The organism is Marichromatium purpuratum 984, from assembly GCF_000224005.2.
GTDB classification, from domain to species: Bacteria; Pseudomonadota; Gammaproteobacteria; order Chromatiales; family Chromatiaceae; genus Marichromatium; species Marichromatium purpuratum.
Map to the genome: position 1 here is coordinate 3,430,001 of NZ_CP007031.1, position 21,697 is coordinate 3,451,697.

The 21,697-nt window shown below is 72.0% G+C and carries 18 protein-coding genes (1 of these 18 only partly in view); 14 read left to right on the forward strand and 4 right to left on the reverse strand.

Annotated features, from left to right (window positions below):
- Positions 1-262: the 5' portion of a PepSY domain-containing protein gene (locus MARPU_RS14880; protein WP_005225060.1), read on the reverse strand. It extends 56 nt beyond the left edge of the window; only the first 262 of its 318 coding nucleotides appear in the window; it begins with the start codon at positions 260-262; its stop codon lies beyond the left edge, outside the window.
- 133 nt (positions 263-395) lie between these two features.
- Between MARPU_RS14880 and MARPU_RS14885 the strand changes: the two genes are divergently transcribed.
- The 4 genes from MARPU_RS14885 (at position 396) to MARPU_RS14900 (ending at position 5,683) form a co-directional block, all read left to right on the forward strand.
- Positions 396-986, forward strand: coding sequence for a cytochrome b/b6 domain-containing protein (locus MARPU_RS14885; RefSeq protein WP_005225061.1), 591 nt, complete (start codon positions 396-398; stop codon positions 984-986).
- A gap of 26 nt (positions 987-1,012) precedes the next feature.
- Positions 1,013-1,510 (forward strand): Dihem cytochrome c, encoded by a 498-nt coding sequence (locus tag MARPU_RS14890; protein ID WP_005225062.1) that lies wholly within the window; start codon positions 1,013-1,015, stop codon positions 1,508-1,510.
- 117 nt (positions 1,511-1,627) lie between these two features.
- Positions 1,628-2,176, forward strand: coding sequence for an EF-hand domain-containing protein (locus MARPU_RS14895; protein WP_005225063.1), 549 nt, complete (start codon positions 1,628-1,630; stop codon positions 2,174-2,176).
- 573 nt (positions 2,177-2,749) lie between these two features.
- Positions 2,750-5,683 (forward strand): chemotaxis protein CheB, encoded by a 2,934-nt coding sequence (locus tag MARPU_RS14900; RefSeq protein WP_005225064.1) that lies wholly within the window; start codon positions 2,750-2,752, stop codon positions 5,681-5,683.
- Between the two features lie 15 nt (positions 5,684-5,698).
- Here the strand turns inward: MARPU_RS14900 and MARPU_RS14905 are convergent, their stop codons facing one another.
- Both MARPU_RS14905 and MARPU_RS14910 read right to left on the reverse strand, forming a co-directional pair.
- Entirely contained in the window at positions 5,699-6,724 is a 1,026-nt protein-coding gene (locus tag MARPU_RS14905; RefSeq protein WP_005225065.1) for a quinone-dependent dihydroorotate dehydrogenase, read from the reverse strand.
- Between the two features lie 135 nt (positions 6,725-6,859).
- Positions 6,860-7,720 (reverse strand): DMT family transporter, encoded by an 861-nt coding sequence (locus MARPU_RS14910; protein WP_005225066.1) that lies wholly within the window; start codon positions 7,718-7,720, stop codon positions 6,860-6,862.
- A 136-nt stretch (positions 7,721-7,856) separates the two neighbouring features.
- On the opposite strand from MARPU_RS14910, the gene MARPU_RS14915 reads away from it, so the two are divergent.
- The 10 genes from MARPU_RS14915 to MARPU_RS14960 all read left to right on the forward strand — a co-directional run bounded on the left by MARPU_RS14915 (position 7,857) and on the right by MARPU_RS14960 (position 16,885).
- Entirely contained in the window at positions 7,857-8,444 is a 588-nt protein-coding gene (locus MARPU_RS14915) for a DJ-1/PfpI family protein (RefSeq protein WP_005225067.1), read from the forward strand.
- Between the two features lie 147 nt (positions 8,445-8,591).
- Positions 8,592-9,053 (forward strand): OsmC family protein, encoded by a 462-nt coding sequence (locus MARPU_RS14920; RefSeq protein WP_005225068.1) that lies wholly within the window; start codon positions 8,592-8,594, stop codon positions 9,051-9,053.
- A gap of 16 nt (positions 9,054-9,069) precedes the next feature.
- A complete protein-coding gene (locus tag MARPU_RS14925) occupies positions 9,070-9,741 on the forward strand; it encodes a hypothetical protein (RefSeq protein ID WP_005225069.1) in 672 nt (223 codons plus the stop codon).
- Positions 9,738-11,438, forward strand: coding sequence for a RyR domain-containing protein (locus MARPU_RS14930; RefSeq protein ID WP_005225070.1), 1,701 nt, complete (start codon positions 9,738-9,740; stop codon positions 11,436-11,438). The genes MARPU_RS14925 and MARPU_RS14930 overlap by 4 nt, the downstream gene beginning before the upstream one ends.
- Before the next feature lie 7 nt (positions 11,439-11,445).
- Entirely contained in the window at positions 11,446-12,228 is a 783-nt protein-coding gene (locus tag MARPU_RS14935; RefSeq protein WP_005225071.1) for an MlaE family ABC transporter permease, read from the forward strand.
- A 7-nt stretch (positions 12,229-12,235) separates the two neighbouring features.
- The gene (locus MARPU_RS14940; protein ID WP_005225072.1) at positions 12,236-13,000 is read left to right on the forward strand and encodes a cell division ATP-binding protein FtsE; all 765 of its coding nucleotides are present in this window, start codon (positions 12,236-12,238) and stop codon (positions 12,998-13,000) included.
- Positions 12,997-14,067: an MlaD family protein gene (locus tag MARPU_RS14945; RefSeq protein WP_005225073.1), complete on the forward strand. Its 1,071-nt coding sequence runs from the start codon at positions 12,997-12,999 to the stop codon at positions 14,065-14,067. The genes MARPU_RS14940 and MARPU_RS14945 overlap by 4 nt, the downstream gene beginning before the upstream one ends.
- Positions 14,055-14,669, forward strand: a complete 615-nt coding sequence (locus tag MARPU_RS14950; RefSeq protein ID WP_005225074.1) for an ABC-type transport auxiliary lipoprotein family protein — start codon at positions 14,055-14,057, stop codon at positions 14,667-14,669. Before MARPU_RS14945 ends, MARPU_RS14950 begins: the two co-directional genes overlap by 13 nt.
- Positions 14,666-15,985, forward strand: coding sequence for a hypothetical protein (locus tag MARPU_RS14955; RefSeq protein WP_043763865.1), 1,320 nt, complete (start codon positions 14,666-14,668; stop codon positions 15,983-15,985). Before MARPU_RS14950 ends, MARPU_RS14955 begins: the two co-directional genes overlap by 4 nt.
- A 9-nt stretch (positions 15,986-15,994) precedes the next feature.
- The gene (locus tag MARPU_RS14960) at positions 15,995-16,885 is read left to right on the forward strand and encodes a DMT family transporter (protein WP_005222775.1); all 891 of its coding nucleotides are present in this window, start codon (positions 15,995-15,997) and stop codon (positions 16,883-16,885) included.
- A 7-nt stretch (positions 16,886-16,892) separates the two neighbouring features.
- Here MARPU_RS14960 and MARPU_RS14965 read toward each other — a convergent pair whose 3' ends face one another.
- Entirely contained in the window at positions 16,893-21,671 is a 4,779-nt protein-coding gene (locus MARPU_RS14965) for an nSTAND1 domain-containing NTPase (protein WP_005222777.1), read from the reverse strand.
- Positions 21,672-21,697 lie beyond the last annotated feature (26 nt).

The window sequence follows — 21,697 nt, forward strand, 5'->3', positions numbered from 1 at the left end:
GCAGCCGGCCATCGGGGGCGATGAGCTTGAACTCATAGCGCCAACCGTCGTGCTCACGCTCAAACTCCATCCCCACCACCTCGCCCGGCACCCGCGCCGAGACCGCACGCAGGATCTCGCCGATCGGGCGCACCTCGCCACGCTCGAGCGCGCGCCGGGCACGATCGTGATCGGCGACATCGTCGAGTCCGTCGGCCAGAGTGACGAACGAGACGCTGACGAGCAGCAGGCCGATCGGGCGCATGTGGAGGACGCTGATCATGGAGGCATGATGCCACGAACCCGGCTGACGGTTTGCTGACAACCCTCGACAGCCGAGGTTCAGCAACAGGTGGATAGGCTGGTCGCCAACATCACCAGGGCCGAGGCCCACTCACCCGAACCGGAGCACACCGATGGCGACACCGACACCCGAACAATCGACCGAGACCCAGGTCTGGGACCCGCTGGTCCGTCTCTTCCACTGGTCGCTGGCCGCGGGCTTCGCCGCTGCCTACATCATCGAGGACCATCCGCTCGCGCTCCATGTGTGGATCGGCTATCTGATCCTGGCGCTGATCGCGATCCGCATGACCTGGGGCTTCGTCGGCTCGACGCACGCCCGCTTCGGTGACTTCGTACGCGGCCCCCGCGCCACCCTCGACTATCTGCGCGACGCCGCCCGGCTGCGCGCACCACGCCATCTCGGCCACAACCCGGCCGGCGGCGCCATGGTCGTCGCACTGCTGCTGACGGTGAGCGCCACCGGACTCAGTGGACTCGCGCTCTACGGTGCCGAGGAGTTCGCCGGCCCCCTGGCCGGGCTCACCGCTGGCCTCTCGCACGACACCGCCGAGCTAATCGAGGGCGCGCACGAGTTCTTCGCCAACCTCACCCTGCTGCTGGTCCTGCTCCACGTCGCCGGGGTGCTGTTCTCGAGCTTCGCCCACCAGGAGAACCTGATCGGATCGATGATCAGCGGCCGCAAGCGTATCGAGCGCCAGTGACAGACCGGACCCAAGGAGCCATGCCAATGCCCCTGCGCATCATCCCCCGGTTCGCCCTGCTCGCGCTGACACTCACCAGTACCGCGCAGGCCGATGACGACCGTCTCGGCGCGGTCACCGACCCGACGACCCGCGCCGTCTGCGGCGACTGCCACCTGGTCTATCAGCCGGCGCTGCTGAGCGCGCGCGACTGGCGCCAGATCATGACCCCGCAGTCACTAGCCGCACACTATGGCGAGACCCTCGAACTCGACGAGACGCGACGCCTCGCCATCAGCGACTATCTGCAGGCCAACGCGACCGTCTCCGCGCGGCTCGACCCGCCGCCGACGAGCGGGCTGCCCCGCATCACCGAGACCACGGCGTTCCGCCATGAGCACGCCGAGCTGGCGCGGCTACAGCGCAACGCCGGGCAATCGCTGCCCACCCTCGGTGATTGTCTCGGCTGCCATCCACGCGCAGAATCGGGTATCTATGAGGATGACGAGGTCCACATCCCCGGGTTCGGCCACTGGCGCGATTGAGCGCCGAGCGCCCCCCGAACGCGATATCGGCCGCGCCCAGCCGCGCGGTACAGGCGTGGACACGCTGGCCCCACGCCATGCATCGGACAACGCCAGCACCATCACCGGAGACCTTCGATGACACCACAGATCCGGATGTTCACCCTCGCCCTCGCCCTCGGCCTCGGCGCCGTGGTCAGCCTCGCTGCGCTCGCCCAACCGATGGGCGGCCCCATGCCCTTCGCCGCACTCGACGGCGACGGCAACGGCCTGATCAGCCAGCAGGAATTCGACGCCTTCCACCAAACGCGTCGCCCCGGCGGGGGCCCTGGCATGCCGGCGTTCGCCGACTTCGACCAGAACAGCGACGGCCAGCTCACCCCCGCCGAACTCACCGCCGGTCAGCAGACACGGATGCGGCAGCGCGGCGGCATGGGTCGCGACATGCCGGACTTGGCCGACTTCGACCGCGACGGCAACGGCTGGCTCGACGAGCAGGAGTTCTACGAGGGCCGCGGCCAGCGTATCGCCGAGCGCTCGCAGCAAGGCTACATGATGCGCAACCTCGCCTCTGCACCGAGCTTCGAGGAGGTCGACAGCAACGGCGATGGTCGCGTCGACGCCGAGGAGTTCGCCGCCGCACAGGCGCAGCACCAGCGCCAGAACTGGGGTCCGTCACCCGACTGAGTCCGCCTCATCCACCCGGGGCGTCGCCGAACAGTGGCCAGACACGCCATGGACGGCGCCCCATCTCGGCCCGTCTCAACAGAGGCTCGCCATCGCACCACGATTCTGTCGCATACTGCCGGCTTGCCATGAATGCAACCGAGTGATGCTCGGACTCGCTCATCCATTCGAGCGGTGCACCGCACACCGGGAGGCGCCGATCACGGCCCTGGTCATCGTCCTCGCCCCGGTCTATCACTGGCTCTACCCGTACACCACGTGACCCAAACCAGCTGGTCCGCGCGCTGGCGATCAGCATCGCGCACCGCGTCAACCGGAGGAGCGACGGCCATATCGAGCGCCCGGGCATCGCCAGGGACGAAAGACCGGCCGGTGGGCGACCACACCCGGTCGCGGTCGGCGAGTCCCACCCTCCGCGCCGGTCCGGGAGACCCTGGCGTCCGCTCCCCGGCTGATGCATGCTTGCCCGACGGGGCGAGCGACGCGGAGCCGTGCCCCAGCCCCGGACCGGCGCAGGGCGATCACCGCCAGCCATCACCGCCAGCCGCACAACACCTGAGGAGAGAGCTGACGATGTCCAGCGTGTCAGAGACGACCCAAGACACCACCGGCCCACGAGGCGCTGACGGATACGACGGCTATGTGGTGGCCATCGGCGCCTCGGCCGGTGGGCTCGACGCGCTGGAGCGCTTCTTCCAGTGTCTGCCCTCGGACTCGGGCGCGGCCTATGTGGTGATCCAGCATCTCTCGCCCGATCACAAGAGCATGATGGGCAACCTGCTCGCCCGTCACACCGAGATGCCCGTGGTGACCGTCACCGACGCCATGCGTCTCGAGCCCAATCGCGTCCACCTGATCCCGCCGGCGAACATGATGACGGTGCGCGGCGACGCGCTGCGTCTCAGCCCCAAGAACCCGCGTGGCCTGACGCTGCCGATCGACCTCTTCTTCACCTCGCTGGCCAAGGAGTTCGGCAAGCACGCCATCGGCGTGGTGCTCTCGGGCACCGGCTCCGACGGCACCCGTGGCGCGGTGGCGATCAACGACGCCGGCGGCATGCTGCTGGCCCAGGACCCGGAGTCGGCCAAGTTCGACGGCATGCCGCGCAGCGTCATCGCCACCGGTCTGGTCGATGCCACGCTGTCGCCGGACGACCTCGGCCCCAGGCTGATCGAATTCATCACGCAGGCGCCACAGATCAAGACCGAGAACCCTCCCCAGGACCCGACCTTCGACAAGGAGGACGCCCTTGAGGAGGCGATGCATCTCCTCAAGCACCAGGGCGGGATCAACTTCCGCGACTACAAGCCGGCCACGGTAATGCGCCGCATCGAGCGACGCATGCAGGTGCGCCACACCCCCGACCTGCACAGCTATGTACGCCTGCTCGACAGCGACCGCGGCGAACTGGCGGTGCTGCGCCGCGAGCTGCTGATCCCGGTGACCAGCTTCTTTCGCGATCCCGACACCTTCGAGATCCTCGACCAGACGGTGATCCGCTCGATCGTCAGCGAGCGCGGCGAGAACCAGCCGATCCGGGTCTGGGTGCCCGGCGTCTCCACCGGCGAGGAGGCCTATACCCTGGCGATCCTGTTCGCCGAGGCCTTCGAGCGCGAGCGCCACTGGCCAAGCTTCAAGCTGTTCGCCACCGACGTCGAGCAACAGAACGTCGAGATCGGCGGCGCCGGGGTGTTCTCCGAGGCGATCGCCGCCGAGATCTCGCCCGAGCGACTCGAGCGCTTCTTCTACAAGCGCGGCAACCACTTCGTGGTCAAGAACGAGATCCGCCAGAACATCGTCTTCGCGCGTCACAACCTGCTCGAGGACCCGCCCTTCACCCGCATGGACCTGGTCACCTGTCGCAACCTGCTGATCTACTTCCGCACCCAGGCCCAGGAGCGGGCGCTGCGGCGCATCCAGTACGCACTCTCCCCCGGCGGTTATCTGCTGCTCGGACCGAGCGAAACCCTGGCCGATCTGCACACCGACTTCACTGCGGTCAACTCGCGCCACAAGATCTATCGCGTGCTGCGCCACGTCTCGCTACCGCTCGACACCGCCACCCCATCGCGCCCGCCAGCCAGCGCCGCCGAATCACGTCATTACAGCCAGCGCAGCCGCCATCAATCGACCGACGCCGCGGCCATCGACGCCGGCCAGTCGATCCTGTTGCGCGACTACGCCCCCACCACCCTGCTGCTCAACGCCCACGGCGAGCTGCTGCACGTCTTCGGCGAGGCAGCGCGCTATCTGCGTATCGGCGAGGGCAGCGCCACGCTCGACATCGCCAAGCTGCTACCCCAACCGCTGGTACCGGTGGCCCAGGCGCTGCTCTACAAGTGCGCGCGCAGCGGCACGGCGATGCGCTCGGACCAGCTCGGCATCGAGCTGCCCTCGGGCGAGCACGAGCGCTTGCGCATGGCGGTCAGGCCCTATGACGCGCCCCAGTCCGAGCGCCATCTGCTGCTCTCGTTCGAGTCCGAGCCGCAGGAGGTCATCCCGCGCCAGGGGATGGAGACGCTCGATCTCGACGACGAGACCGCGCAACGGGTCGAGAATCTGGAGCGCGAGCTGGCGGCCACCCGCGAGAGCCTGCAGGCGACCATCGAGGAGCTGGAGACGGCCAACGAGGAGTTACAGGCGACCAACGAGGAGCTGATGGCCTCCAACGAAGAGCTACAAAGCTCCAACGAGGAGCTGCAGTCGGTCAATGAGGAACTCTACACGGTCAACGCCGAGAACCAGGAGAAGATCGAGATCCTCAACCGACTCAACGCCGACCTCGACGGCATGGCCAAGGCCGCGGCCATCGCCACGGTGTTCGTCGACGCCGAGCTGCGCCTGACCCGCTTCACCCCCGAGGCGACCACCCTGTTCAAGATCCGCAACGGCGACCTCGGGCGTCCGATCGACGACTTCACCAACCTGTTGCAATACCCGGACTTCATCGACGAGCTGCGCCGCACCATCGCCAGCGGCGAGATGCTGCAGCGCGAGATCGCTGCGGCCAATAGCCGTATCTATCTGGCCCGGGTGCTGCCCTACGCGGTGCGCGCGGGCGAGGCGCGCGGGGCGGTCGCGACCTTCGTCGACATCACCAGCCTGCACGACATCGAGCGACTGCAGGCGGTGCTCGACTCACTCCCCGAGCAGATCGCGGTCCTCGACCCCCAGGGCATCGTCACCCAGATCAATCGGAGCTGGCGCGAGGCGGCGCGGCACGCCGGCGACCCGTCGCTCAGCGACACCGGTCCCGGTGCCGGTTACGAGCGCGCACTGCAACTGCTCGGACCGGATGGCGAGCACCCGTGCGGGCGTGAACTGCGCGCGGGGATCCGCGCGGTGCTCGAGGGACATTCGCCCGCGGTGGTGGTCGACTTCGCCACCACCGACGAACCGCCAACACGGCTCGCCATCCATGTCTCGCCGATCCAGCACCATGACGGCGGTGCCGTCCTCGCCCGGCTCGACGCCAGTGAGTGGCACCCGCACGAGGCCGAGGACTGAACCGGCGAGCGCGGCTCAGTCGAGCGCCTCGAGCAGTTCGCGCACCAGGCCCGGGCCACGATAGATCAGCCCGGTGTAGACCTGCGCCAGATCGGCGCCGGCGGCGAACTTGGCGCGCACACTGGGCACGTCACGCACCCCGCCGACCCCGATCAACGTCGGTTCCGGCCCCAACGCCTCGCGCACCGTCGCCAGCAGCGCGGTGCTGCGTGCCTGCAACGGTCGGCCCGAGAGCCCGCCGGCCATGCCCTCGGTGCGGCTGCGCAGCCCCTCGCGGGCGATGGTGGTGTTGGTCAGGATCAACCCCGCGCAACCGGCCTCGAGCGCGGCGCGCGCGCAGTCGATGGCATCCCCGTCGGCGAGATCGGGCGCAAGCTTGACCAACAGCGGCCGGGGCCGCGCGAGACGCTGGTTGGGCTCCTGGATGGTCTCGACGATGCGCTTGACCTCGTCGACGCGCTGCAGGTCGCGCAGCCCTGGGGTGTTCGGGCTGGAGATATTGACCACCACATAGTCGGCCAGCTCGCCGAGGCGCTCGAAGCTGTAGCGATAGTCCTCAGCGGCGCGCTCGGCCGGGGTCACCTTGGACTTGCCGATATTGACCCCGAGCGGCACCTGCAGCAGGTCGCGCTCGCGCAACCGTCGCAGCCGTCGCGCCACCCGGTCGGCACCGGCGTTGTTGAAGCCCATGCGGTTGATGATCGCCTCGTCCTCGGGCAACCGGAACAGCCGCGGACGCGGGTTGCCCGGCTGGGCCTGCGCGGTCACCGTGCCGACCTCGATGAAGCCGAAGCCGAGCGCCTGCCAGGCCGGGATCGCCTCGGCGTCCTTGTCCAGCCCGGCGGCCAGACCGAAGGGGTTGGGGAAGCGCAGCCCCATCGCCTCGCGCGGATGGGCATGGGCCGGATCACCGGCGACCAGCCGACCATCGAAACGCTCCGACCAGCGCGCCAGCGCCGCCAGGGTCATGCGGTGTGCGCGTTCCGGGTCGAAGCGGAACACCAGCGGGCGCAGTGAGTGCCACAACAGATTCAGATCCATGCCGCCACCTGGCGCGGATTGGCGCTCATCGTCATCGATTCACCTCGTCAATTCAGGGGGTCTGGGGACGACCGGTCCACTCCGACCGGACGCCCGGGACGCGAAGGGGCGCGCCACCTCCGGGTGACGCACGCATCAGCCGCGCCGCTCGCGACGCAGACTGTACAGATTGCCGGCGAGGATCAGCACGCCGCCGCCCAGCACCCAGGGGTCGAGCCCCTCGCCATAGCACAGCGCGCCGACCAGGGCGATCAGCGGCAGGCGCAGGAAGTCCATCGGCAGCACCAGGGTGGCATCGGCGTGACGGAAGGCATTGGCCACGCCGAGATGGGCGCTGATGCCGGTCACCGCCGCCACCAGCAGCCAAGGCAACTCGCCCCAACCGATCGGCTGCCACACCCAAAGCGCCACGGGCAGACCGAGGAGCAGCTGGATCGCCAGCATCCAGAACAGGATGGTGAAGACCGAGTCGTGTCGGGTCAGTCCCTTGGTGGCGACCATGGTCACGGCGAAACCGAGTGCGGCGAACAGCCCCAGCACCAGCCCCGCATCGAACGGCTGCAACCCCGGTCGGGTGATCAGCAGCACACCGACCAAGCCGGCGACCAGCGCCACCAAGCGGCCATGCCCGAGCCGCTCGCCGAGGAAGACCAGCGCCAGCAGCGCGGCCCACACCGGGGTGGTGAACTCGAGCGCGAACACCAGCGCCAGCGGCAACAGCCCGATCGCGCCGATCCAGCAGAGCTGGCCGCCATAGTGAAACAGGTTGCGCAACAGGTGCAATCGCCAGCGCCGGGTACGCATGAACCCCGGCGCCAGCATCCCGCCCAGCGCGAGCAGCAACGGCAGGCCGAGCAGGGTGCGCAGGAACAGGAATTGCGCCGGGGACATCGCCGCGAGCGACTCACGCGCCGAGACCGCGAGCGCGGCGAAGGACACCAGCGCCAGCCCCATCCAGCCGGCGGCGCGCGCCAGCCCGTCGTTGCCGCTTGCCACGGACAGGGATCCTCCCGCAAAACACTCGATCATACCCGATCGGCGTGGATCGTTGGTCAGCCGCACACGCCCCGCGCGATCCCGGTGTTATAGTCAGCCCACCCCCACGCGACGCCGTTTCAGGAGGACGAAACACATGGCCGAGAAGAAGATCCTGATGTTGGTCGGAGACTATGTCGAAGACTACGAGGCGATGGTCCCCTTCCAGATGCTGCAGCTGCTCGGGCACAGCGTCCATGCCGTCTGCCCGGACAAGGCCGCCGGCGACAAGGTCCGCACCGCAGTCCACGACTTCGAGGGCGACCAGACCTATAGCGAGAAGCTCGGCCACAACTTCGCCATCACCGCCGACTTCGACAAGATCGACCCCAGCCGCTACGACGCCCTGGTCATCCCCGGCGGACGCGCCCCCGAATACCTGCGCCTCGACCTGCGCGTCATCGAGCTGGTGCGTCACTTCGCCGCCGGCGACAAGCCGATCGCCGCGATCTGTCACGGCCAGCAGATCCTCGCCGCCGCCGGGGTCCTCGAGGGCAAGCAGTGCACCGCCTACCCCGCCGTGCGCCCCGAACTCGAACGCGCCGGGGGCAGCTGGTGCGAGGTCAACGACACCCTCAGCAACGCCTATGTCGACGGTCAGCTGGTCACCGCCCCGGCCTGGCCCGCGCACCCCGAGTGGATACGGCGCTTCGCCGAACTGCTGGGCACCCGGATCGAGACCTGAGCGGGCCCTCGGCCCCGACGACACACCGCCACGCGGCGCGGTCCGGATCACGGCTCGGGCCAGCCATGCGCCCGGACGGCGGACCCACGGATTGCAACCAGACCGCGTCGCCCGAGCGACGCCACACATCGCACCACAGGAGCCACCATGTCCGAGGAAGGCCGTTTCAGCATCGCGCTCGAGCAGCGCGAGGGATATCAGGTCAATGTCGCCTTCGACTGGCCGCAGACCCCCGACCTGCTGCTCGACGGCGAGCCACCGCTGGGCGAGTGCCGCGGGCCCAACGCCTCGCGCCTGCTCGCCGCCGCCACCGCCGACTGTCTCGGCGCCAGCCTGCTGTTCTGTCTGTTCAAGGACGATCCGCCCGCCGGCTGCCTGCGCGCCGAGGCCAGCTGCGTGATGACCCGCAACGCGCAGAAGCGCCTGCGTATCGGCCAGCTCGAGGTACGTCTGATCGTCACCGAGGCGGTCACCCAGTCACCGCGCTTCGGCCGCTGCAAGGACCTGTTCGAGGAGTTCTGCGTGGTCTCGGCGAGTATCCGCCAGGGCATCCCGCTGGTGGTCACCGTCGAGGACGAGGCCGGCGAGGTCTACTACCGCTCCGAGTGAGCAGGCCCCGATCGCGATGACCCGCACCGCCCCCGGCCCGCTGCGGCTCGAACCCCCAGGCTCCGAGGACCTCGACGCGATGCTCGCGGCGCTGGGGTTCGATCGACCGCGCCCGGTGCTCACCCTGATCGGCGGCGCGGCGCGGCTCGACCCCGCGCTCGCCGAGCCGCTCGGCGCGCTGCTGCGCGCACTCGTGCCCCGGCTCGACGCGCTCGGCACCAGGGTCATCGACGGCGGTACCGACTGCGGGGTGATGGCGCAGATGGGCCGGGCCCGGGCCGCCTGCCACGCCCGCTTTCCGCTGCTCGGGGTGGCGCCGCGCGCCACCGTCGCGCCGCACGGCACCACCCGCGCCGAGCCCAACCACAGCCACCTGATCCTCACCCCGGGGGCGCACTGGGGCGACGAATCGCCGTGGATCCGCCGGATCTCGGCGCTGCTCGCCGGGCCCCGACCGCGGCTCACCCTCGCCGTCGGCGGCGGCGAGATCACCCGGCTCGACCTCGAACTCGCCCTCGCCGAACCCGCCCCACTCCTGCTGCTCGCCGGCAGCGGCGGCAGCACAGAGGCGCTGCTCGCACGCTGGCACCGGGGCGGGCTCGAACACCGCGCCGCGATCGAGGCGCTCGACCTCGCCGCGCCCGCCACGACCCTCGCCGCGCGGATCGCGGCACGGCTGGCGGCATGATCGAGCGTCCCCGGCCCCTGGTCTGCGGTGCCCCACCGCTGGCCGCAACGCTCGCCGCCCGGCTCGACGCCCGGCTAATCCCCCCCGAGCAACTGGCGCGACTGCGGCCCCGAGCAAGCCAGCCGGTGGTCCTGCTCGACCCGCCCGACCCCGCCGCCCTGATCGCAGCGCTCGCCACCCGGCTCGCCGGCGCACGTCGTCCGCGCCGACTGATCCTGATCCATCGCGACCCACGAGCGCCGACGCTGTCGACGCTCGCCGCCGCTAGCCCGCTGCGGGTCGAGACCCTCGACCTCGCCACCACCGGCGCGCGCGCCCTGTTCGCGCGCTGGCCGCTGCACCTCGGCTGCGACGTCGCCGCCGGACAGCACCCCCACCTGCTGCTCGTCGGTCGCACGACACCGGCCGAGGCGTTGCTGCGCCAGGCGCTGCTCGGCGCCCACTATGGCGAGCGGCGGCTGCGCATCACCCTGCTCGACCCCGACCCAGCGGCGGCCGCCGCCTGGTTCCGCGCCACCCAGCCCCAGGGCGAAACGATCGCCGAGCTGCGCTGCGCCACCCCGGAGGCGCCGGCACTCGATGCCGACACGCCGGTGAGCCTGGCGCTGATCTGCGACCCGTCACGGGCCGCCGCGCACGCCGCCCGGCTGCGCCAACAACTCGCCGTCGCAAGCGGCACCTCGCCAGCGCTGATCGCCGTGGCCACCGCGCCCTGGCCAGCCGGCGCACGCGCCGACTGGGACGGCCAGACCCAGCCCTTCTCGCTGATCGCCGATGCCTGCACGCCCGAGACCCTGTTTGCCGGGCGCGCCGACCAGCTCGCACGCACCATCCACGAGCACTATCGCGACAGCGTCGCCGCCCAGGGTCGCGACCCCGATGGCGAGCCCGGCGGCCAACCCTGGGCGCGGCTGGCCGAGTCCTTCCGCGGCGCCAACCGCCACCAGGCCGACCACATGCTCGCCAAGCTCGCCGTGGTCGACTGTCGCGCGGTCCCCGAGGAGCGGGTCGCGGGCTTCGCCTTCACCGCAGCCGAGATCGAGCGTCTCGCCCGCATCGAGCACCGGCGCTGGGCCGCCGACCGTCGGCTCGACGGCTGGACTCACGCCCCGGTGCGCGACAACGCACGCAAGCACCACCCGCAACTGGTCGACTACGACGCCCTCAGCGAACCGATGAAGGACCTCGATCGCTTCGCGGTACGCGGCGTACCGACCCTGCTCGCACGCGCCGGACTCGGCATCCAGCGCCTGTTGATCGTCGCCCTGATCGAGCCCGCCTCCAGCGAGACGCCCCCGCCACCGCGCCGACTCGTCAGCGATGCACTCGGGCGGCTGCACGCACGCTACCCCGACCGCGCCCTAGTGCTCGCCACCGGCCTCGGCTCGCCGCTCACCCGCGCACTCGCCGCCCAGGCGATCGAGCACCCCGCCACCGGGCTGTGGCTGCTGCACCAGCGCTCGCTGTCGGCACAGCTCGCCGACTGTACCGATCCGGCGACACGCACGACCCTGCTCGATCTGGTCGCCCGGGCCGAGCGACGCCTGCCGCTCGGCGCCGGGGGACTGGCCGGGTGGATCGCCAAGCGTGCCGAGATCGCCTGGCACCCGACGCCCCCGGAGACGGGCGCGCGCCCGCTCAAACGGCTGTGGCTCGCCCCCGGGGGACGGCGGCTCGTCTGGGACTTCGAGTACTGACCCCACCATGCACCACCCCAACCGCCCACTCACCGGCCCCGCCGGCGTGCTCGAACGACTCGGCCTCGGCGCCATCGCCCTGGCCGACTGTCTGTGGCTCTATCTGCGCATCCTCGGCGGTCGCGCCCGGCTCGACCTGCCGGCCTTCGCCGCCGCGCTGCGCCAGTCCGGGCTCTCGGTGCTGCCGGCGCTGACCCTGGTGAGCATCGTCCTCGGGCTGATCCTCGGGCGTCAGGGCGAACTGTTGCTCGCCGGCTTCGCCCTGCCCGACGCACTGCTGATCTCGCTGACCTATGCCATCGCCCTGGAGCTACTCCCGGTGCTGATCGGCATCCTCGTCGCCGGTCGCGCCGGGGTGGCGCTGGCGGTGCGTCAGGCGGGGCTGGCGGTGAGCGGGGAGCTCGACGGCCTGCTGGTCAACGGCATCGACCCGATCCGCTACACCCTCGCCCCGGCACTGCTGGCGATGCTGCTGATGAGCGCGGCCTTCGCGGTGTGGACCCTGCTGGTCACCGGCCTGACCACCTGGGTCTGGCTGTGGGCGAGCGTGGCACTCAGCCCGGCGCGACTGGTCGAGACCCTGGCCCACGCCATCGGCCCGGCCGACCTCGTCGGCGCCTTGGTCAAGCCACCGCTGTTCGCCCTGCTGGTCGCGCCGCTGGCCTGCGTCAACGGCATCGCCGCCGGGCGCGACCCGCGCGGTATCGCCCGCGCCGCCACCGCCACCATGCTCGGCGCGATCGGGCTGATCCTGGTCGCGGACCTGCTCTATCTGCTGCTGATCGGCTGAGCGCACCATGTCCACCCCGTCATCGGATCCCACCCCACCACCGGCGCTTGCCATCGCCGGACTCTACCAGCATGTCGCCGGGCACAGCGCGCTGGCCGACCTCGATCTAACCCTGCCCGCTGGCGAGTGGTTGCTGATCTGCGGCCCCAACGGCGCCGGCAAGAGCCTGCTCAGCCGACTGGTGCTGGGACTCGACCACCCCTCGGCGGGTACAATCGCCCTGTTCGGGCAGGACCTCGCGCGGCTCGACGGCGGCGCGATGCGCCAACTGCGCCGACGCCTCGGTGCGGTGCTCCAGGGCGGCTCGCTGCTGGCCGATCGCAGCGTGCTCGAGAACCTGCTGCTGCCGCTGCGCGAGACACCGCTGCGCCGCGCCGAGCTGGCACGCGCGGCACGACTGGTGGTCACCCTGCTACGGCTCGACGGACTCGAACACCACCCGCCGCGCGCACTCTCGCTGGGCCAGCGGCGACGCGTCGAACTCGCCCGCGCACTCATCCACCAACCCGACCTGCTGGTCTGGGACGGGGTCGGCGACGGTCTCGACCCCAGCGCGCTCGGCGAAATCCTGGAGATGCTCGACACCGTGCGACGCAACCGTGCCATGACCCTGATCGCCATCGACAACACCCCGGCCGCGCTCCTCGCCCACTGCGCGCACGCGCTGGTGCTCGACCACGGTCGGGCCGTCTACGCCGGGCCGAGCGCCGCGCTGCGCGAGGCCGCCGCCGAGCGCATCGAGCTGCGCGCGGCGCTGCGGGGGTGGCGATGAGCGAGCGGCTCGAACGGCTCTACTCGCCGCCCGAGATCGACGCCCCGGGCAAGCGTCAGGGACGGGCGATGCGTCGCGACCTGCGCGCCGCCGGGCTGTTCGTGGTGCTGATGGCGGCGGCCTTCGTCGCCCTGCTGGTGGTGCTGTGGCCGGGACGGCTCGGCGAGGGCTACCGCCTGGTGGCGACCTTTCCCGACGCCACCGGGCTCGCCCCCGGCATCCCGGTGATCCAGGACGGCTACCGCATCGGCCGGGTCGAGCGCATCGAGCCGGTGTTCGCCAGCGCCGCCGAGCCCACCCCCTGCGGTGAACGCGCGCCGCTGCGCCCCTGCTTCCGCGCGCTGCTGCGGATCGCCGACGACTGGCCGCTGGCCGCCGACAGCCGGGCGCGGATCGGCTCGGCTGGGCTGCTCGAGGGCAGCGCGATCAAGATCGCCCCCGGCACCTCGGCCAACCGGCTCGCGCCCGGGGCGCAACTCCCCACTCTCGCCCCCGAGCCGGACCTGATGGGCCAGCTCGGTGCGCTCACCGCGAGCCTCGACACCCTGGTCGCCGAGACCATCACCCCGGCGCTGCAGAGCATCGCCCGCCAGATCGCCACCATCGAGGCGCTGCTCGGCACCGGCGAGGCGGCCACCGGCAACCAGGCACGGCTCGCCGGCGCGCTCGATCATCTGCGCGCGCTCACCGCCAAGCTCGACGCCGCCGTCGACGGCGAGTCGATCGCCGCCACCCTGGAGGCGGTCGAGGCGCTCACCACCAACCTCGCCGAGGTCAGCGGTGCGGTGGCCGCGCAGCGCGACGCGCTCGAACGCGCGGTGGCCGACTACGGCGCGCTCGCCAACGAGGTCCGCGCCCTGGTCGCCGACAACCGCCCGGCGCTGCGCCACAGCCTCGATGACACCCAGGCGCTGCTGCAGACCATGAACAACGCGCTGCTGCCGATCCTCACCAACATCGAGGACGCCAGCCGCAACCTCTCGGCGCTCTCGCGCGCGCTGCGCGAGAACCCCGCCAGCCTGCTCCAGGGCCATCCCACCGAGGAACGCACCCCATGGTTCCGCTGATCCGTCCACTGCTGCTGCTCGCGCCCCTGCTGCTCGTCGCCTGCGCCGGCGGCGAGCCGATCGAGCGCGACCGCTTCTACCGTCTCGCACCACCGCCACCGCCCTCGACCACCACCGCCCGGCTCGACGCCAGCGTGCAGGTGCGCGACCTGGCCGCGCGCGGCTTCCTCGGCGGTCGCCAGATCCTCTATCGCACCGGCACCGAGCCGCGCGAGGTCGGACGCTACGACAGCCTGCTGTGGGAGGAGCCGCTGCCCGGCGCGCTCGCCGACGCCCTCGCCGAGGGCTTGCGCGCGACCGGTCCCTTCGCCCGGGTACACGCCCCGGCCGAGCGGGTCGAGGCCGACTACGTCCTCAGCGGCGAGCTGATCCGCTTCGAGCACCTGCCCGAGGCCGCCCCGCCCCGGGTCGCCGCCACCCTCGGCCTGACCCTGCAGCGGGCACGCGCGAGGACGCCGCTGTGGCGCACCCGCCTGACGCTCGACGAGCCGCTCGCCGAGTCCAGCCCGGCGGCGATGGCCGCGGCCTTCGAGCGACTCGCCGCACGTCTGGTCGAGCAGGCGGTGACGGCGCTCGCGACGCAACGCCCGGGGTGGCGATGAGCGCGTCCGACCCCTTCGCCGCGCTGCTGCCGGCGGCCGCCGCGACCATGCCGGTGGCCTGGGGGGCGGTGCGCATCCCGGCGCTGCCGCCGGACTATGCGCCGAGCGCGCGCGAACTCACCGATCCCGACCCCGAGGTCCGCTTCGCCCGTCGCACCATCGCGCGGATCGGCGACGCCGACACCCGCGAACTGCTGCTGATCGACAAGACCGCGCCCCATGCCGGTCACGACCTGATGCTGGTCGCCCCCAGGGCCGGCGCCACCCCGGACGCACTCGACCCGGCGAGCGCCACGCGCTTCTGGAGTTGCGCGCTGAACTTCGTGCGCTTCGTCTCCGACCCCGCGGTGATCGAGCGCTTCGGACTGGACGGCGGCCAGCTCCATCTCGCCCTCAACTGCGACCCCCACACCCGCGACCGCGAGAGCGTGCAGGCGTCCAAGCAGCTCCACCTGCACCTGATCCACTGGGACGCGAGCGAGCTGGCGCCGCTCAGCGCGCCCCAGCCCGCGCTCGCCGCGCTCGCCCCGCGCGAGCGCCGCCAGGCGCTCGACCCCGCGACCCTGCCCGGCGCCCGGCTGATCGCCGAGCGACTCGCCGCACTGCCGCTCGGCATCCCCGGCGCGCGGGTCGTGCCGGTCGACCCGGCGCGCCAGCTCGCCGGGCTCGACCCGCTCGGCTGCACCCTGCGCCTGCCCGGCTGGGAGACCCTGGCGACCCCCGCCTTCGCCGCCCTGATCGCGCGGCTCCACCAGTGTCTCGACGGGCTCGCCGGCGAGCTGCTCGCCGCCCTCACCGGCCAGCGCACCCCGCCCGCGCCCTGGCGCCGCCACCGGCTGCGCCCGGTGGCGGCGCGGCGCGCGGCGCTCGAGGCGCTCGACGGCTCGGCGGCGAGCCGCGCCGAGCTGGCGGCGCTGGCCGAGCGGCTGCGCGACCTCGACCCGGCGACCGCCGCGCGGCTGGCGCGCGCCACCCCGGCGCGGCGCCAGCAGCTGATGACCCTCGACCAGCCGAGCTATGCGCTCACCCTGCGCGTGCCGGCACGCACCCGCACCACCGCACCACCGCTCGCCGCGCGCGAGATCGAGCTGGGCATCCAGCCCAAGCTCTTCTGCGGCATCGGCGGGGCCGGGTTGCTCGGTATCGACGCCCTGCCCTGCGTGCGCATCGTCCGCGGTGTCGGCACCCTGAGCCCGGCGCAGTGGCGCCAGCGTCTCGCCTTCCAGCAAGACTTCGCACGCGCCAACCGCGACCAGCTCGCGGTCGCACCGCAGACCCTCGCCCGCTTCCACGGGGCGGCCACCGGCTGGCGCTGAACCGAGCCCATGGACCTCGCCGCCTTCGCCCAGATCTGGATCCTGTTCGCGCTGGCCTCGGCCTTCTTCCACGCCTCGCGCCTGGCCGTCACCAAGCGCCTCAGCCCGAGCTTCTCGGCGCGCGCGCTGACCTTCTATGTCAACCTCGCCAGCCTCGCGGTGACCCTGCCGCTGATCCTCTGGTATCACGACTTCCCGCTGCACCAACCGGCCTATGTGCTGGCGGTGCTGTGCGGCGGGGTGCTCTCCGGGCTCGGCGGCTGGGCGCTCAACGCCGCGCTGCACCGCAGCGAGGTGTCGCTGGTCGGGCCGCTGATGACCCTCACCCCGGGGCTGGCGATCGCCATCGAGTGGCTGCTCACCGGGGCGCTGCCGGCGCCGCTCGGCTGGCTCGGGGTGGGGCTGTTGATCCTCGGCGGCTATACCCTGGGGATCGACGAGCAGGGCATCCGCTGGCACCGCCCGCTGCGCACCCCGGGTCGGCGCCTGGCGCTGCTCGCCGCCGCCTGCTTCGCCGCAGCCAGCGTGTTCGGTCGTATCGGCATCCAGCTCAGCGACCCGCTGTCGTTCGCGGTGATGGTGGCGATGGTCAACCCGCTGGTGCTGCTGGTGGTGTTCGGGCTGCAGGACCGGCGCTTCTACGCCGAGCTCACCGGCGCCACCGCGCTGCGCGAGATCCGCCCGCTGTTGCTGCTCGGGGTGCTGTTCGCGCTGATGCGCATCGCCGACCAGATCGCCCTCAGCCTGGCGCTCGCCTCCTATGTGATGGCGGTCAAGCGCAGCGCCGGGATCTTCTCGGTGCTGCTCGGGCGCTGGCTGTTCGCCGAGCCCTATCCGCGCACCCGGCTGCTCGGGGCGAGCATCATGCTGCTCGGGGTGTTGGTGCTGACCCTCGGCTGAGACGCGCTCAGTCGCCGCGCTGGAAGCGCATCGCCTCGCGAATCAGCGCCAGACGGGCGCGCTCGGGGCCCCAGGTCCGCACCCAGGCCGGATCGATCTCGGGCGACTCGTTCCACAGCCGCCACCACACCGCGGCGTTCTCCCAGTAGGCCGCGCCCAGGCTGTTGCCGTCGGGGCTGAAGTGGGCGTAGGCGACCCCGCCAAGCGCAGCGTCGAGCACCAGATAGGCGGCCAGCGGCGCGTCCTGGGCACGGCGCGGACGCCGCCACAACCGCAGCTCGCCGTCGCGCGCGGCGGTCAGCAGCCACTGGCCGTCGGGGCTGAACTCGGCGCTGTAGACCCGGTCGCGATGGCCGACGAGGGTCGCCAGCGCCACCCCGGCGCGGGTCCACAGATAGGCGCGCCCGTCCTGCGCGGCACTGACCAAAGCACCGCCATCGGGGGCGAAACCGACCGCGTAGACCAGCCCGGCACCGGCATCGAGCAGACGCGGCGCGGCGCAACCGGCGCCGTCGAGCTCGACCAACGCCACCCGGCCGTCCTCTCCGGCGCTCGCCAGGGCGCTGCCGTCGGGGGCGAGGGCGAGGTCGGTGACCGCCGCCTGGTGCGCCTCCAGGGTGCAGAGTCGCTGCCAACGTGCCCCGGGCTCGCGCCGCATCACCCGCAGGGTGCCGGCGGCATCGCCACTGGCCACCAGCAGCGCACCGTCGGCGCTCGCACCCACCGCCGCGGCGACCACGCCGTGGCCGTCGTGGGCGAAGGCGCTGGGCAACGGCAGAGCATTGCAGTCGACCGGGTCCCACAGCCGCAGCGGTGCCTCGGGGACCTCGGCGGCGGTCAGCAGCCAGCGCCCGTCGGGGGCGAACAGCACCTCATGAACACCAGCGCATCCCGCCGCCTCGGGGTCGGCACAGCGCGGATCGACCTGGGCACGACAACTGGTGTTGCTCTCGAGATCCCACACCCGCGCCGCGCCGTCGAACCCGGCGCTCGCCAACCAACGCGCACCGGGTGAGAAGCCGACCCGACGCACCCGTACCTCGGGGGCGTGCTGCAGCCGACGCAGCAGCCGTGGCGGTGCCTCGGGGTGGGCGCGATCGTGACTCCACAGCTCGACCCGTCCGTCGAAGGCGGCGGTGGCCATCAGCACCTCGGCGCCGTCGCCAGGCGCGGCCAACGCCAGGTGCCAGACGTGGTCGTCCTGTTCGAGCCGGAACGAGAGTCCGTCAGCCGGTGTCACCGACCACAGTCGCGCCGAGCCGTCGCGCGCCGAGTAGGTCAGCACCCGTGACCCGTCGCGGCTGAAGCGTGCCCCCGAGACCGGACCGTCGTGGCTGAACACCGCCAACTCCCGTCCGGTCTCCACCCCCCACAGTCGCGCGGTCTTGTCGAGCGAGGCGCTGAGCACCAGTGCCTCCTCGTCCCCGGGGACGAGTTCCACCCGCTCGACGCTCAGCCCGTGATGACCGAGCACCTCGGCCGCCCCGCTCGCCAGCGTCCAGCGCACCACCTGACCGGCATCGTCGACGGCGACCAGGAAGCGATCGTCGGGGGAGAAGGCGAGATCGCGTACCGCGCTCTCGTGCACCCGTAGGGTGCGACCGTCGCGCTCCAGGGCGCCGAGGGTGCTCAACAGCCGACCATCGAGCCCATAGAGGCGCACCCGCTCGTCGGCCGAGGCCACCGCCACCCGCTCGCCGGCATGATCGAAGCGGGCGCGATTGGCGGGACGATCGAGCGCACCGCCGGGCGGCAGCCGCACCCGCTCGACACCGCCGGCAGCATCGAGCAGCAACGCCCAGCCATCACGCGAGGCGGTCGCCAGTAGCGTGCCGTCGGGGGAAAAGTCGAGGCTGCGGATCTCGGCCTGGTGCACCACCCGCTGCCAGCGCACCCGCCCGGGCGTGGCGAGATCGACCATGCACACCGCAACGCCCGCGTCGACGACCCGGGTCAGCGCCAACCCGCGCCCGTCCGGGGCGAGCGCGAGCACCCCGCCGGGCGCGCCGACGCAGCGCCAGTCCGGCGCGCGCGGCGCCTCCAGCGGCAGGCGCCACACCCCGGCGGCGCCGATGCCGAACACCTCGACGGCATCGCCGCCACCGCTCACCCGCAACGCCTCGAGCGCCGCCCCCGGCGGAGCAAGCATCCCGATGGCGACGAAGTGCCCGTCGCGCAGCCGCCACAGCCGCGCGCCATCGGCGTGCGAAAGGGTCGCCAACCAGGCGCCGTCGTCACTGAAGGCCGGCGGCAGCGGTCGCTCGGGATCGGCCCCCGGCGCCTCGGCCATCGCCAGCAGACGGTTGCGGGTGAAGGCGCGCGCCAGGGTGTCGGTGGCCGCCGCCGGCAAGTGGGGCGCGGCACCGATCGCCAGTTCCACGGCCTCCGGGGTGTTGCCCAGCGCGACTGCCGCCGCGGCCTCCTTGAGCCGGCTGTACTGGAGATTGAGCGTGGCCTGACGCGAGGCGTCCCAGGCCCAGTAGGCCGCGGCACTGGCCGCCAGCAGCAGCCCGAGCAGCGCCATCCCGGTCAATCGCACCCAGCGGTTGCGGCGACGCTGCGCCAGCAGATGGGCACGTGAGTGCGCCAGATAGTCGCGCTCGAGCGCTTCGAGTTCGTCCTCATGAGCGGCGACGAAGCCGGCGAGCGCGGCATGCCCGGCCTCGCCGAGCAGGTACTCACGATTGCAGTCGGTGCGCCGCCACAGCCACGCCTGACGAGACAACCGATAGCGCAGCCGTAGCGCCCGGGCATGTTCCGGCGCGCCCGCCCAATCGCGCAGCACCGGCCAGCAGCGTGCCAACGCCGGATGGACCAATCGCACCACCGCGCGCCCCTCGGCCCAGGCGGGTCGTTCGCAAGGCCGCTCGGCTGGCGCGCGCTCCTCGTCGACGGGACGCATCTCGCGCCAGCCACCGACCCGCACCAGCCATTCCTCACGGCTCTGCGCCAGCAGCCGCTGCAACGCTGCCGCCAGACCGAACGTCGGTGGCGGCGCGGCCGCCGGCGCCGCCCTCTCGGGATCGCGTTCGATCACCACCAGCCGTGCCGCGACCAGGGGCGCGAGCAGCGCCATTGCCTGGGGGTGAGCGGCCAGGGTGGCGAGATCACCATCGCGCACGCCGGGCCGCTGCTGCTCGTCGCTCTCCAGTGCCAGCAGGGCGCGACAGAGCACCGGCAGTGTTGCGCGCACCGTCGCATCGAGCCGCGACCAGAGTCGTTCGGCGCGCGTGCGCAGCAGTCCCTCGACGCCGCCCAGCGCGTGATAGTCGGTCACCACCAGTCGCCGCACACCACGCCGCTCGGCGGCCTCGAGGAGTTCTTCGAGCACCAGTTCGAGCAACGGCGACCAGTGGCGCACGACGGCGAGGTCGGACTCCAGGCGCTCGATCAGACCGCGCTCGCCGACGGCGCTCTCCTCGGCGAGTTCGATCCCGGCGATCCGCGCCGGGATCTCGATCAACTGACGGATGCGCGCCGGGGCGATCGGCGCCAACGGATACCAGGCCTCGTCATCGATCAGGGTGGCGATTTCGGGCAGGTCCGCAAGCCCGCTCAGGGCGTCGTCGCGCAGGGTGGCGATCACCCAGATCCGCCCCGAGCGGGCGAGCGCGGCGAGCGCGCGCGCGCAGGCCTCGGCCTCGGACGCCTCGAGCGCGACATCTGCCAGCAAGGGATCGAACGGGTCGGCGATCAGCACCAGGCGCGACTCGCCACCCTCGGCGCCCTGCAGCCGATCGAGCGCGGCGCCGATCTGGCCGGCGCCGAGTTCGGGGTCGCGCGCCAGCAGCCGCGCCAGCGCGGCGGCATCGAGCCCGCTACCGGCGAGCGTATCACCGAGCACCGCCGGCGCGCAGAGCGCCACGGCCAGCGCCCGCAGCGGGCGGGCGCTGGCAAGATCCGGGGCACACCAGCGACAGCCGTCGACCCCGGCGAAGAGCAGGGGACGCAACAGTCGCGGCAGCAGCCCGGCGTGGAGCAGCGAACTCTTGCCCACGCCGCTGGGACCGCTGATCAGCAGCAGGCCACGACCACGCGCGCGCAGCCGTTCGAGCCGCACGACCAGCTCGCGCACCTCGGTCTCGCGCCCGGTGAACACCGGCTCGTCGGCGAGCGCAAAGGCGCGCTCGGGGCGAAACGGCGAGCCACGCCAGTCGGCGACGCCGACGCTCGCGCGGCGCTCGGCGCTGATGCGACGGTTGAGCAGCTTGCGCAGCTGACCCTCGACCAGCTCGCGCAGCGCGCGCGCGTCCTCGAACTGGCGGAAGGCGCGCTTGAAGCTGCCGTCGGGGTTGAAGAAATGGCGCTGGAAGAAGGTCTCGAGGCGCTGGCGCTCCTCCACCGCCTCGCGGGTGCGCGCGGCGTCGTTGACATCGACCAGACAGGGCGCCTGCTTGCGATAGACCAGCACCTCGGGGGAGCCGGCCCGCGCCGAGGCCTCGACCGCATCGACGAACTCCCACTCGGTCCCGGTCATGCCGCCATAGGGTTGCTCGGCGAGCGGGGTACCGAGCCGGGTCCACAGCATCACCAGCACGATCTCGCACTCGGCCGGGCGCACCAGTCCGGCCTGGAAGCTCTGCGCCGCGGTCAGCGCCTCCTCCTCCCAGAGCACCGCAGAGAGATCGAAGTAGGGGCGGTACTCGCGCGCCAGGGCGAGGATCAGGTCGCGCATCAGCGCCCGCTCGTACTCGAGATCCGAGGGCGAGGAGACGAACACCCGCAGGCGAGGCGTGGCCGCGGCGGGGCGTTTTGCAGATGGGCTTGAGCAGTCGGTCTCAGTCATGAGCGGGGCACGCGGGCAACGCAATG